We start from the raw sequence: 13,108 nt of genomic DNA, 5'->3' as shown, positions 1-13,108 counted from the left end.
GGAGTGTGACGCGTGCTGGAACGTCTGTCATGGAAAAGGCTCGTCTTTGAACTGATCTTATGCTGTATTCCGGCCTTCCTTCTGGGGGCCTTTCTTGGACACCTGCCGTGGTTTCTGCTGGCGTCGGTCACCGGGCTGCTGATCTGGCACTTCTGGAACCTGCTGCGCCTCTCCTGGTGGCTGTGGGTTGACCGAAGCATGACGCCGCCGCCGGGAAGCGGCAGCTGGGAGCCGCTGCTGTACGGTCTGCATCAGATGCAGATGCGTAATAAAAAGCGTCGCCGCGAGCTGGGAAGCCTGATTAAGCGTTTTCGCAGCGGTGCAGAGTCGCTGCCGGATGCCGTTATTCTGACGACCGAAGAAGGGACAATTTTCTGGTGTAACGGCCTTGCACAACAGCTGCTGGGCCTGCGCTGGCCCGACGATAATGGTCAGAATATCCTCAACCTTCTGCGCTATCCCGAGTTCACGCAGTATCTGAAAACGCGTGATTTTACCCGCCCGCATAATCTGAAGCTCAACAATGGTCGCCATCTGGAAATTCGCGTGATGCCCTACAGCGATAAGCAGTGGCTGATGGTGGCGCGCGATGTCACCCAGATGCACCAGCTGGAAGGGGCGCGTCGCAACTTCTTCGCCAACGTTAGTCACGAACTGCGTACCCCGTTGACCGTGCTTCAGGGCTACCTGGAGATGATGCAGGAGCAAACGCTTGAAGGCGCGCCGCGTGAAAAAGCGCTGCACACCATGCGCGAGCAAACGCACAGGATGGAAGGGCTGGTGAAGCAGCTGCTGACGCTATCGAAGATTGAAGCGGCGCCAACGCTTGCGCTAAATGAGACCATTGATGTCCCGATGATGCTGCGGGTCGTTGAGCGTGAAGCGCAGACGTTAAGCCACAAAAAGCATCACCTGACCTTTGAGGTCGACAACACGCTGAAGGTGCTGGGCAGCGAAGATCAACTGCGTAGCGCCATTTCCAACCTGGTGTATAACGCGGTAAATCATACGCCGGAGGGGACGGATATCGTGGTGCGCTGGCACCATACCCCAACGGGGGCGGAGTTTAGCGTGGAAGACAACGGTCCGGGGATCGCGCCTGAGCATATTCCGCGTCTGACCGAGCGTTTTTACCGTGTGGATAAAGCGCGATCCCGGCAGACCGGGGGAAGCGGCCTGGGGCTGGCGATTGTTAAACACGCGGTAAATCACCATGAAAGCCGTCTCGATATCCAGAGTACGCTGGGTAAAGGAACCCGCTTCAGTTTCGTGATCCCGGAACGATTAATTGCCAAAAAGATCGCCTGACGGCAGGTGTGTCATTTTACCTTTCCACGGGTCAGCGTCTGCTGGCCCGTTTGCTTTGCAGTCAAGCGAAACGCGGATGAATTTTATACGGCTGGCTGTTTTTTGTTCGCATGATTAGCCATGGGTTTTTCTTATAAATAGCGTATTGTGCTAGTGCGTATTTTCATGATGGCATATTGTTCTGGTTTTGCGATCCCACCTTGCCTTTAAACGTTATAAGCGTTTAAATTGCCCCCCAGATACTGTCAGACCGACTGTATTTGCGTGGTAAATCGAAAAACTATTCTTCTCCACGCCAGGACGGGAGCATTTCCCGCTGAAATTGAGTAAATTTTCGGCTGTATCGTCCCGTGAGGGATATCGAAAATCTCAATGTTTTCAACACCACATCCACAGGCAGTAAGTTTTTATGACCCATCACTTAAAATCGCGTGACATCATCGCGCTGGGCTTTATGACATTTGCGCTGTTCGTTGGCGCAGGCAACATCATTTTTCCTCCAATGGTTGGCTTACAGGCGGGTGAACACGTCTGGACCGCCGCGTTTGGTTTCCTGATTACTGCCGTGGGTCTACCGGTACTGACCGTCGTCGCGCTGGCGAAAGTCGGCGGCGGCGTGGATAGCCTCAGCACCCCGATTGGCAAAGTGGCGGGCGTTCTGCTGGCAACCGTCTGCTATCTGGCCGTTGGCCCGCTGTTTGCGACCCCGCGTACGGCAACCGTGTCCTTCGAAGTGGGTATTGCTCCCCTGACCGGTGACGGTGCGATGCCGCTGTTTATTTACAGCCTGATCTACTTCGCGATCGTGATTCTGGTTTCCCTCTATCCGGGCAAGCTGCTGGATACCGTGGGTAACTTCCTGGCTCCGCTGAAAATTGTGGCGCTGATTGTTCTGGCGGTAGCGGCCATCGTCTGGCCCGCAGGCCCGATTAGCGACGCGATGGATGCCTATAAAAACGCCGCCTTCTCTAACGGCTTTGTGAACGGCTACCTGACGATGGATACGCTGGGCGCGATGGTGTTTGGTATCGTTATCGTTAACGCCGCGCGTTCCCGCGGTGTGACCGAAGCGCGTCTGCTGACCCGCTATACCATCTGGGCTGGCCTGATGGCCGGCGTGGGTCTGACGCTGCTGTATCTGGCGCTGTTCCGTCTGGGCTCCGACAGCGCCATGCTGGTCGATCAGAACGCTAACGGTGCGGCTATCCTGCACGCCTACGTTCAGCACACCTTCGGCGGTGCGGGCAGTATGCTGCTGGCGGCACTCATCTTCCTGGCCTGTCTGGTCACCGCGGTTGGCCTGACCTGCGCCTGCGCAGAGTTCTTTGCACAGTATCTGCCGCTCTCTTACCGCACCCTGGTGTTTATCCTCGGCATCTTCTCTATGGCGGTGTCAAACCTCGGTCTGAGCCACCTGATTCAGGTCTCTATTCCGGTGCTGACGGCGATTTATCCGCCGTGTATCGTGCTGGTGGTGCTGAGCTTTACTCGCCCGTGGTGGAACAACTCTTCACGAATTATTGCGCCAGCCATGTTTATCAGCCTGATTTTTGGTATCCTTGACGGGATTAAAGCATCAGCTTTCGCGCACATACTGCCGGCATGGACACAGCGTCTGCCGCTGTCTGAGCAGGGTCTGGCCTGGCTGATGCCTACCGTTGTTGCACTGGTTCTGGCCATTATCTGGGACCGTGCTGCAGGGCGTCAGGTCGCATCGAACGCTCATTAATCAACGGCAACAAACTGTTTAACCACGGGGCTTAAGGCCCCGTGGTTTTTTGTTTTTTTCGTGTTGAATGGCAAGATTTAAATGGAAAGCACTAACAAACTTAAACGTGGATTGAGCACGCGCCACATCCGCTTTATGGCGCTGGGCTCTGCTATCGGCACCGGTCTTTTTTATGGCTCGGCAGATGCCATCAAAATGGCCGGTCCCAGCGTTCTGCTGGCGTACATCATCGGCGGCGTGGCGGCGTATATCATCATGCGCGCTCTCGGCGAAATGTCGGTTCACAACCCGTCCGCCAGCTCATTCTCCCGCTACGCGCAGGAAAACCTCGGCCCGCTGGCCGGGTTTATCACCGGCTGGACCTACTGCTTTGAAATCCTGATTGTGGCGATTGCCGACGTGACGGCCTTTGGCATCTATATGGGCGTCTGGTTCCCGGCGGTGCCGCACTGGATATGGGTGCTGAGCGTGGTGCTGATCATCTGCGCCGTTAACCTGATGAGCGTGAAGGTGTTCGGCGAGCTGGAATTCTGGTTCTCCTTCTTCAAGGTCGCCACCATCATCATCATGATCCTCGCCGGTTTCGGCATCATCATCTGGGGTATCGGTAACGGCGGTCAGCCGACCGGCATCCATAACCTCTGGAGCAATGGTGGCTTCTTCAGCAACGGCTGGCTTGGGATGGTCATGTCGCTGCAGATGGTGATGTTCGCCTACGGCGGTATCGAGATTATCGGTATCACCGCCGGGGAAGCGAAAGATCCGGAGAAGTCCATTCCGCGCGCCATCAACTCGGTGCCGATGCGTATTCTGGTGTTCTACGTGGGTACGCTGTTCGTGATTATGTCCATCTACCCGTGGAATCAGGTGGGCACCAACGGTAGCCCGTTTGTGCTGACCTTCCAGCATATGGGCATTGCGTTTGCGGCCAGCATTTTGAACTTTGTGGTGCTCACCGCGTCGCTTTCCGCGATTAACAGTGACGTGTTTGGCGTGGGCCGTATGCTCCACGGCATGGCGGAGCAGGGCAGCGCGCCGAAGGTGTTCGCCAAAACCTCACGCCGCGGCACGCCGTGGGTGACCGTCGTGGTCATGACCGTGGCGCTGCTGTTCTCGGTTTACCTGAACTACATCATGCCGGAAAACGTCTTCCTGGTGATTGCATCGCTGGCGACCTTCGCGACGGTGTGGGTGTGGATTATGATCCTGCTGTCGCAGATTGCCTTCCGCCGCCGTCTGTCGCCGGACGAGGCGAAAGCGCTGAAGTTCAAAGTACCGGGCGGGGTGGCAACCACCGTCGTCGGGCTGATCTTCCTGGTGTTTATCATTGGCCTGATTGGCTACCATCCGGATACCCGCATTTCCCTGTACGTGGGCTGCGCGTGGATCGTCCTGCTGCTGGTGGGCTGGGTGTTTAAATGCCGCCGTGACCGTCAGCTGGCGGAAGCACAGTAATCTTTTTTCTCCCTCTCCCTGTGGGAGAGGGTTGGGGTGAGGGCATCAGGCCGCACTGATGCCTACTCCTCCTTTCTCCTCCCCCAATAATCCCGAACGTGATGAGCTATCCTTAACCACCCTGTGGCAAGGTGACGTCAATTTCATCAAAGGGGATTCGTGATGTTAAATGCCTGGCACCTTCCGGTTGCCCCATTTGTTAAGCAAAACAAAGACAACCTTGTGATTACGCTCTGGCTGGCGGGGGAAAATCAGCCTGAACGCGTGACGCTCCGCGCCGAAATAGATAACGAAGAGACCGGGCTGAAAATGCACAAGCTGCGCAGCCAGCCGCAGCCGGGGATCACGGCGTGGCGTGCGAATATCGACCTGAGCAGCGGACAGCCGCGCCGCCGATATAGCTTCAAACTGCTGTGGAATAACCGCCAGCTGTGGTTTACCCCGCAGGGGTTTAGCCGTTTCCCACCCGCACGGCTGGAGCAGTTTGCGGTCGATTACCCGGATAACGGCCCGCAGTGGGTTAACGATCAGGTCTTTTACCAGATTTTCCCGGACCGTTTTGCGCGCAGCGAAAAGCGCACCGCTGACCAGGATAAGATCTATCACCACCATGCGGCGGGCCATGACATTATCCTGAAAGCGTGGGACGATCCGTTAACCGCGCAGGCGGGCGGCTCGACGTTTTACGGCGGCGATCTCGACGGCATCAGCGAAAAGCTGCCGTACCTGAAAAATCTCGGCGTGACGGCGCTGTATCTCAACCCGGTGTTTAAAGCCCCGAGTGTGCACAAATACGATACCGAAGATTATCGCCACGTTGACGCGCAGTTTGGCGGTGACGAGGCGCTGCTGCGCCTGCGTAAGAATACCCAAAACGAAGGCATGCGCCTGATTCTTGACGGCGTGTTCAACCACAGCGGGGATTCCCACGCCTGGTTTGACCGCCATAATCAGTCGATGGGCGGGGCATGTCATAACCCGGACTCGCCGCAGCGCGACTGGTACAGCTTTAACGAAGAGGGCCGCGCGCTGGACTGGCTGGGTTACGCCAGCCTGCCGAAGCTGGATTTCCAGTCGCCAACGCTCGTGAATGAAATCTACGGCGGCGAAGACAGCATCGTGCGCCACTGGCTGAAGGCGCCGTGGAATATGGACGGCTGGCGCCTGGACGTGGTGCATATGCTCGGCGAAGCGGGCGGGGCGCGGAATAACCTTCAGCACGTCGCCGGGATCGCGCGCTCGGCAAAAGTCGCCCAGCCGGAGGCGTTCGTCTTTGGCGAACACTTTGGCGACGCGCGCCAGTGGCTGCAGAACGATGCGGAAGATGCGGCGATGAACTATCGCGGCTTTACCTTCCCGCTGTGGGGATTCCTCGCTAACACCGATATCTCCTACGATCCGAATCATATCGACGCTGAAACCTGCATGGCGTGGATGGAGAACTATCGCGCCGGTCTGTCTCATCAGCAGCAGCTGCGGATGTTTAACCAGCTCGATAGCCACGATACCGCCCGCTTTAAATCCCTGCTCGGCAAGGATGTGGCGCGTCTGCCGCTGGCGGTGACCTGGCTCTTCACCTGGCCGGGCGTGCCGTGCATCTATTATGGCGACGAAGTGGGGCTGGACGGCAACAACGATCCGTTCTGCCGCAAAACCTTCCCGTGGGAGCCTGCGAAACATGACAAGGTGCTGTTCAGCCTGTATCAGCGGCTGGCGAAGCTGCGCAAGCAGAGTCTCGCCCTGCGCTACGGCGGCTGTCAGGTGGTGTACGCCCACGATAACGTGGTGGTGTTTGCTCGCGTCTATAACCAGCAGCGCGTGCTGGTGGCGATTAACCGGGGTGAAGCCTGCGAAGTGGTGCTGGATGATTCACCGCTGCTTAAAGTGGCTATGTGGAAGAATAAAGAGGGCAAGGCAACGGTACAGGACGGCGTGCTGGCGCTGCCTGCGGTATCCGCGACGATCTGGTCCGGCAGCTAAGACCTGCTAATGTTTCCACCTTTTAAGATGGCGCAAATGCAACTATTTGTGTCAATCTTAACGGATCGTTTACGGTGAAGGTGGAAACATGGACGAGCTTTACATCCTTGGCTGTTTGTTCCTGGTTTTTGCGCTGGTGGTGGCACCCGTGCTTGCGGTTATAGGCTTTAATCGAAGTACGGCGGCGCGACAGGAGATCGCCCGGCTACGCCAGCGCATTGAGGCGCTTGAGCAGCGCGGCGTGCCTGAAAGCGCGCCGGAGCCGGTGCAGGCCACCGCACCGGTGGCTGTGACCGCGCCTGCGGTTGAGGACGCTCCCGCGCCTGTCGACCCCTGGCGCCCCGATACCCCCGCTGCCGTGGCAGAACCCGCCCCGGCCATGGTGCCTGCGGCAAAACAGCCTTCTGCCTTTGGCGGCATACTGACGTCGCTGATGCGCTGGTTCATGCAGGGTAATCCGCTGGCGAAGCTTGGGATCCTGCTGCTCTTCCTCGGTCTTTCATTCCTGCTGCGTTATACCGTTGAACACTCCCTGTTCCCGCTTGAGCTGCGCCTCGTGGCAACGGCGCTGTTTGCCATCGTTCTGCTGGCGGTCGGGTGGCGGCTGCGGCACAGGCAGCGTGTCTATGCGCTGATCCTCCAGGGCGGGGCGACCGGCGTACTCTACCTCACGGTATTTGGCGCATTTCGGCTCTGGCAAATGCTGCCGATGACGCTGGCCTTTGCGCTTCTGGTGGTGATATGCGCGGCGAGCGTCGGGCTGGCGGTGCTGCAGAAGGCGCTGAGCCTCGCCATGCTGGCGAGCCTCGGCGGGTATCTTGCGCCGCTGCTGTTGTCCACCGGGGGCGGCAGCTTTGTGGCGCTGTTCTCTTTCTATCTCCTGCTTTCCATCGGCATTCTCGCTATCAGCATCTGGCAGCACTGGCGCGAGTTGAATCTGCTCGGGCTGCTGTTTACGTTCGGCGTGGGCGGCCTGTGGGGGCTGAATGACTACCAGACTGAAGACTATTGGGTCTGTCAGCTGTTCCTGATTGCCAATACGCTGATATTCGGCGTCCTGAGCGTGGCGCTGTCGCTGCGGGCGCAGGAGAAAGGGAAGCAGATTATTGACGGCGTGCTGCTGTTTGCCCCGCCGCTGATCGGTTTCGGAATGCAGTACGGCATGACCCGGCACTGGGAATATGGCCCGGCCCTGAGCGCGCTGGGATACGGCGCATTTTATCTTACCCTCGCGTTCCTTGCGCTGCGGCGCTATCCCTCCCTCGGACGACCGCTGGTCCTGGCGGCGCTGGCCATCGGCGGCGGGTTCGCTACGCTCGCCATTCCGCTGGCGCTGTCGGCGCGCTGGACGGCGATGGCCTGGGCGCTGGAGGGGCTGGGTATCCTCTGGCTGGGCGTGCAGCAGCAGCAGCGTCGCATGAGCTATAGCGGCACGGCGCTGCTGGTGCTGGCGCTCGGCAGCGCGTTGTGGGCGCAAACGAACGGCGTTACGTCGCTGAGCCTGCTGCTGATCTTCTCCATTCTCAGCCTTTGCTGGCTGGCTGCGGCCTGGCTGTGGCGGACTCTCTTTCTGCCGGTCAGCCGGGCGCTGCTGGCAGGCGGGCTGCTGTTCTGGCTCGTGGCGCTATTGGGCGCATCGCGGCTGGTGCTGACGAAGGAATTACCCATTCTGGCGGGCGTGCTGGCGCTGACGGCGGCGTCGGTCTGGGGCTGGCGGCAGGTGGCTGCTCGTCTGGCGTGGCGGGAGCTGGATGCCAGCAAATGGCTGCTGTGGCCGGTTATGCTGCTGATGGTGGGTTATCAGCTCTGGCACCAGCAGATTGTTGCCGCCGGGTGGTCAAATCTGGCCTGGTGCGTTGCGCTTCCTGCCGCGCTGATGCTGTTGCGGCGCGACGGTGAAAAACTCCTGCCGCGCATCGCGATGGGGCTGCATTTGTCGCTGTTCTGGATGATTTTGCTGGCGCTGGCCGCTGAGCTTTACTGGTTTTCCCGGTCGTTGCCGTGGGGCATGGCGGCCTGGGGCAGCGGATTAGCGATGGCTGCAGGCGGCGGGGTAATTATGGCGCTCTCTGCAGCCGTACGGCGTCGCGGGTGGCCGTTCCGGGAGTGGCCTGCGCTCTACGCCTGCCTGGCACCGATCCCCGTAGTCGTGGCGCTGCTGGTATTGCTGGTGGTGACCAATTTCCAGGACGGCGTGGTCTATCGTCAGACCTGGCTGCCGCTGGTAAACCCGCTTGAGGAAGGCGCGGCGTTCGCGCTGCTGGGGCTGGTCGTCTTTTATCGGGCTGTGGATCGCTACTACCCGGCGTGGCTCTCGCAGGCCCGACCGTGGCCTGCCGTCGCGATGATGGCGTTTGGCTTCTGGTGGCTGAACGGTGCGCTGATGCGCGCCCTGGCCTGGTACGGCGACGTGGCCTGGAATGTGGCATCGCTGTGGGATTCGCGGCTTATCCAGACCAGTTTTGCCCTGTTCTGGATGCTGATCGCGCTGGTGGTCATGATCCATGCCACCCGTCGGGCTTCCCGGCAGGAGTGGCTCTGCGGTGCCGCGCTGCTGGGCGTGGTGATGGTTAAACTGATGCTGGTGGACAGCGCGGGCGGAGGCGGTTTGTCCCGCGCGGTGGCGTTTATCGGCGTGGCGATACTGGTTCTGATCGTGGGGTATTTCTCACCGCTACCGCCCAAAACAGGAGATGAAAAATGAAATGGATGAAAGCGGTAGCGTGTACCGCGCTGCTGGCGCTTTCCGGCCCGGCGTTCTGCGACGAGGGACAAACGGAATCGCCCCGGGACTATGCTTTTGGTCTTTCACTCGATACGTCTGTTCCTTCCCAGTGGTATCGGGTGATGCTGCCGCTCGCCGTCTATGAGCAAAGCACGTCGCCAGATCTGCATGATGTCCGCGTTTTTAACCAGTCGGGCGAGCCGGTTCCCTTCAGCCTGGTCAGCGCGGCGCGCCCGCAGGCGCCAGTGCAATCCACCGCGCTGCGCCTCTTCCCGCTGGACGCCTCGCCGCTTGCGGCTGCCTCAGATGCCGGTGATAGCGATAAGATCCTGCTCCGTTCCCGAAACGGCGTTGAAATTGTGCTGGAGGGGCAAAAAGCCGCCGCAGCCGGGCAACATTATCTGCTGACCCTGCCGGAGCAGGCGACGGGAGAGATCGCCATATCCCAGCTGCAGCTGCTCTGGAATACCCCTCAGACGCCGTGGCAGGGAACGGCGTCGGTCTATTACAGCGAGGATCTTAAGCGCTGGTATACGCTGCGCGAGGATATGCCATTGCTGGACGCCGTCAGCGGCCAGGATCGTCTTAAGCTCGATCGGATCGATACCGATACGGTTTTATCTCCCGATGCGAATCGCTATCTCATGGTGGTGCTGAACGCGCAGAGCCAGGGGATAACCTTGACCGGCGTAAACGCAATTAGCGCACCTGCCCAGGCGGCCCCGGAAGCGGTCGACCTTGAGGGGGAAGGGGAGCAGCTATCGACAAGCGAAGCGCAGTGGCACTGGGCGCGCCCGCAGCCGCTGAGTGCTGTCAGCATCTCGCTGAATGGCGATGGCGTCCTTCCCGTGGAGATAGCGTGGCGGAGTACGGAAAAAGACGCATGGCACCCCCTGAAAAAAGAGGTCCTTTACCGTCTTGAGGGAAAAACGTCGCCGCCGGTTTCGCTTAACGGGGGCCTGGTGCAGGCGGTGAAAATCACGACGCTGAATGCGCGTCTGCCAGAATACCTGCCGAGCGTGACGGGACATCGCGACCGCTACGATCTGGTGTTCAACGCGCAGGGGAAAGCGCCGTACGTGCTCGCCTGGGGCAACGGTGCCGCAAAGCCTGCCAGCGTGGAGCCCGGCATGCTGATCCCGGCCGACCTGCGTAAAACCTATGATATGGCGACCCTGCCGCAGGCCAACATTCTGGATGATGTCGCATTAGGCGGCGAGGGGCGTCTGACGGCCACCTCTGCGGCCGAGCGGGAGAGCAGGATGAACACGCTGCTGGTGTGGGGCGTGCTGATTGCGGGCGTGGTTCTGCTGGCGGGCATGGCCTGGCGTATCTGGCGAGAGACGCAGCGTAAGGCATAAAAAAAGGCCCGCATAAGCGGGCCTTTTTCGTAAACCGTGCCGATTACAGGCTGGATACGTTCTCAGACAGGTATTTAGCCACGCCGTCCGGAGACGCGTTCATGCCTTCTTTACCTTTTTCCCACTGAGCCGGGCACACTTCGCCGTGCTCTTCGTGGAACTGCAGCGCGTCAACCATGCGCAGCATTTCGTCGATGTTACGACCCAGCGGCAGATCGTTCACAACCTGGTGACGAACGATGCCGTTTGCGTCGATCAGGAAGGAACCACGCAGCGCAACGCCAGCGTCCGGATGTTCGATACCGTAAGCCTGCTGGATTTCGCGTTTGATGTCCGCAACCATTGCGTATTTCACAGCACCGATGCCGCCTTTGTCGACAGGGGTGTTACGCCATGCGTTGTGTACAAATTCAGAGTCGAAGGAGACGCCAACAACTTCTACGCCACGCTTCTGGAATTCTTCATAACGTTTGTCGAATGCGATCAGCTCAGATGGGCAAACGAAAGTGAAGTCCATTGGCCAGAAGAACAGAACGGTCGCTTTACCGTTGGTGTGCTGTTTGAAGTTGAAGTTTTCAACGATTTCACCGTTGCCCAGAACTGCTGCAGCTGTAAAATCCGGAGCCGGACGAGTTACCAGAACCATATGATTCTCCTGTAGATACTAAGGTTATTTGGAACGCAACGCGAGCCAGTATAGAGAGTGTTCAGGGATAAGACAAAGAGGTGGTGACAATCGTTCCGCCAGCTTTTACCTATCAATGAGAAATCTGTCAGAGCTGTTTACTTTTCGCCTGGGTCATCATGCGCGGGTAAAACTGCCAGAAACGCGTTTCCAGCGCATCATAATGTTCATCCAGGTCATACCAGGAATCCCGCAGCGCATCCAGGCGCGGGCGACGGCTCGCCATCCCGTTCAGCACGTTCTGGATGAAGTCCATCTCGCGATAGCGCTCCAGCCAGCGTTCCGACCACAGGTAGTTATTCAGATTCACAAAGCGCGGCGGCGAGTTGGGCAGGATGATCGACACCTGCTGGCGGGCATAGCGCACAAAATCCGGCAAGGGCATCTCCGGCGACAGCTGTTCCCAGTGGCGCGACAGAAAGTGGTCCCACATCACGTCGAGCGTGATCGGCGCAACGCGGCGCGTTTCAGGGCGAAACCACGCTTTGGCTTCCGTCACTTCCGGCAGCTTATCCGTCAGCACGTCGATGCGGCGATGCATGAAAATGCCGTCGACAACCTCAGGGGAGTAGTCCTCAGCGGGGTTGCCGCGTACGAAATCGGCCAGCAAATTGCCGGACAGGGAGCTGTCAGCGAGGTGAGCGAGATGCAGGTGAGCGAGAAAATTCATGCGTTTTATTTGTCCGGGGGCGGCTAGTTGTTGCAGCAAAAGGGTGTGAGCACTAGACTATGCCGCCTGTTTTTAAGTCACGAGTATACGTCATGCGCGTCGCCGATTTCTCTTTTGAACTACCTGAATCCCTGATTGCTCACTATCCCATGCCTGAGCGCAGCAGCTGTCGCTTACTGTCACTGGATGGGCCAACGGGCGAGCTGACGCACGGTACTTTCACCGATTTGCTCGACAAGCTCAACCCTGGCGATCTGCTGGTCTTTAACAATACCCGCGTGATCCCGGCGCGCCTGTTTGGCCGTAAAGCCAGCGGCGGTAAGATTGAAGTGCTGGTCGAACGTATGCTCGATGATAAACGTATTCTGGCACATATTCGCGCGTCTAAGGCACCGAAGCCGGGCGCTGAACTGCTGCTGGGCGATGATGAGAGCATCAAAGCGACCATGACCGCGCGCCACGACGCGCTGTTCGAGGTGGAGTTTGATGACGAGCGCACGGTGCTCGATATCCTGAACGCCATCGGCCACATGCCGCTGCCGCCGTATATTGAGCGTCCGGACGAAGAGGCCGACCGCGAGCTGTACCAGACCGTCTACAGCCAGAAGCCGGGGGCCGTCGCTGCGCCGACCGCGGGCCTGCATTTTGATGAGCCGCTGCTGGAAAAACTGCGTGCGAAGGGCGTGGAGATGGCGTTCGTGACGCTGCACGTCGGCGCGGGGACCTTCCAGCCGGTGCGCGTGGATAGCATTGAAGATCACATCATGCACTCTGAGTATGCCGAAGTGCCTCAGGATGTGGTGGACGCGGTGCTGGCGGCGAAAGCGCGCGGTAGCCGCGTCGTGGCGGTCGGTACGACGTCCGTGCGCTCACTCGAGAGCGCCGCGCAGGCGGCGAAAAACGGTCTTATCGAGCCGTTCTTTGGCGATACGCAGATCTTTATCTACCCGGGCTATCAGTACAAGGTGATTGACGCGCTGGTGACCAACTTCCATCTGCCTGAATCGACGCTGATTATGCTGGTTTCCGCGTTTGCCGGTTATCAGCATACGATGAACGCCTACAAGTCTGCGGTAGAACAAAAATATCGCTTTTTTAGCTACGGGGACGCGATGTTTATCACGTACAATCCGCTGGCTTTGAATGAGCGTGTCGGGGAATAAGTCCGCGGCACCGTTTTACAACGTTGGACTGT

9 protein-coding genes are annotated in these 13,108 nt (G+C 58.8%); 7 read left to right on the top strand and 2 right to left on the bottom strand.

What is annotated here, in order from left to right:
- Positions 1 to 12 precede the first annotated feature (12 nt).
- The 6 genes from phoR to V4835_RS18775 all read left to right on the top strand — a co-directional run bounded on the left by phoR (position 13) and on the right by V4835_RS18775 (position 10,558).
- Positions 13 to 1,308, top strand: a complete 1,296-nt coding sequence (phoR, locus tag V4835_RS18800) for a phosphate regulon sensor histidine kinase PhoR (protein WP_063144792.1) — start codon at positions 13 to 15, stop codon at positions 1,306 to 1,308.
- A 409-nt stretch (positions 1,309 to 1,717) separates the two neighbouring features.
- Positions 1,718 to 3,037, top strand: a complete 1,320-nt coding sequence (gene brnQ / locus V4835_RS18795) for a branched-chain amino acid transporter carrier protein BrnQ (RefSeq protein WP_024906795.1) — start codon at positions 1,718 to 1,720, stop codon at positions 3,035 to 3,037.
- Between the two features lie 81 nt (positions 3,038 to 3,118).
- Positions 3,119 to 4,492 carry a proline-specific permease ProY gene (proY, locus tag V4835_RS18790; protein WP_063144791.1) on the top strand — a complete coding sequence of 458 codons (1,374 nt, stop codon included), beginning with the start codon at positions 3,119 to 3,121 and terminating at the stop codon, positions 4,490 to 4,492.
- A gap of 162 nt (positions 4,493 to 4,654) precedes the next feature.
- The gene (gene malZ / locus V4835_RS18785; RefSeq protein ID WP_331413213.1) at positions 4,655 to 6,472 is read left to right on the top strand and encodes a maltodextrin glucosidase; all 1,818 of its coding nucleotides are present in this window, start codon (positions 4,655 to 4,657) and stop codon (positions 6,470 to 6,472) included.
- 88 nt (positions 6,473 to 6,560) lie between these two features.
- Entirely contained in the window at positions 6,561 to 9,176 is a 2,616-nt protein-coding gene (locus V4835_RS18780) for a DUF2339 domain-containing protein (protein ID WP_331413212.1), read from the top strand.
- Positions 9,173 to 10,558, top strand: coding sequence for a DUF3999 domain-containing protein (locus V4835_RS18775; RefSeq protein WP_331413210.1), 1,386 nt, complete (start codon positions 9,173 to 9,175; stop codon positions 10,556 to 10,558). Before V4835_RS18780 ends, V4835_RS18775 begins: the two co-directional genes overlap by 4 nt.
- Positions 10,559 to 10,601: 43 nt before the next feature.
- Here the strand turns inward: V4835_RS18775 and V4835_RS18770 are convergent, their stop codons facing one another.
- Positions 10,602 to 11,204, bottom strand: a complete 603-nt coding sequence (locus V4835_RS18770) for a peroxiredoxin (protein WP_014168840.1) — start codon at positions 11,202 to 11,204, stop codon at positions 10,602 to 10,604.
- Between the two features lie 127 nt (positions 11,205 to 11,331).
- Positions 11,332 to 11,913, bottom strand: coding sequence for an ACP phosphodiesterase (acpH, locus tag V4835_RS18765; protein ID WP_331413209.1), 582 nt, complete (start codon positions 11,911 to 11,913; stop codon positions 11,332 to 11,334).
- A 92-nt stretch (positions 11,914 to 12,005) separates the two neighbouring features.
- Here acpH and queA point away from each other — a divergent pair, with 92 nt between their 5' ends.
- Entirely contained in the window at positions 12,006 to 13,076 is a 1,071-nt protein-coding gene (queA, locus tag V4835_RS18760; protein WP_063144786.1) for a tRNA preQ1(34) S-adenosylmethionine ribosyltransferase-isomerase QueA, read from the top strand.
- Positions 13,077 to 13,108 lie beyond the last annotated feature (32 nt).

Origin of the sequence: Enterobacter cloacae complex sp. CARB60 (assembly GCF_036487345.1) — a bacterium.
Taxonomy (GTDB): Bacteria; Pseudomonadota; Gammaproteobacteria; order Enterobacterales; family Enterobacteriaceae; genus Enterobacter; species Enterobacter asburiae_D.
Note: the sequence above shows the minus strand (reverse complement) of the source record. Positions and strands in the feature narration are given on the sequence as shown.

What these genes read in the sequence shown, in the direction of transcription:
- brnQ (WP_024906795.1), top strand. Translation starts at nt 1,718, where the DNA reads ATGACCCATCACTTAAAATCGCGTGACATCATCGCGCTGGGCTTTATG.
- proY (WP_063144791.1), top strand. Translation starts at nt 3,119, where the DNA reads ATGGAAAGCACTAACAAACTTAAACGTGGATTGAGCACGCGCCACATC.
- malZ (WP_331413213.1), top strand. Translation starts at nt 4,655, where the DNA reads ATGTTAAATGCCTGGCACCTTCCGGTTGCCCCATTTGTTAAGCAAAAC.
- V4835_RS18780 (WP_331413212.1), top strand. Translation starts at nt 6,561, where the DNA reads ATGGACGAGCTTTACATCCTTGGCTGTTTGTTCCTGGTTTTTGCGCTG.
- V4835_RS18775 (WP_331413210.1), top strand. Translation starts at nt 9,173, where the DNA reads ATGAAATGGATGAAAGCGGTAGCGTGTACCGCGCTGCTGGCGCTTTCC.
- V4835_RS18770 (WP_014168840.1), bottom strand. Translation starts at nt 11,204, where the DNA reads ATGGTTCTGGTAACTCGTCCGGCTCCGGATTTTACAGCTGCAGCAGTT.
- acpH (WP_331413209.1), bottom strand. Translation starts at nt 11,913, where the DNA reads ATGAATTTTCTCGCTCACCTGCATCTCGCTCACCTCGCTGACAGCTCC.
- queA (WP_063144786.1), top strand. Translation starts at nt 12,006, where the DNA reads ATGCGCGTCGCCGATTTCTCTTTTGAACTACCTGAATCCCTGATTGCT.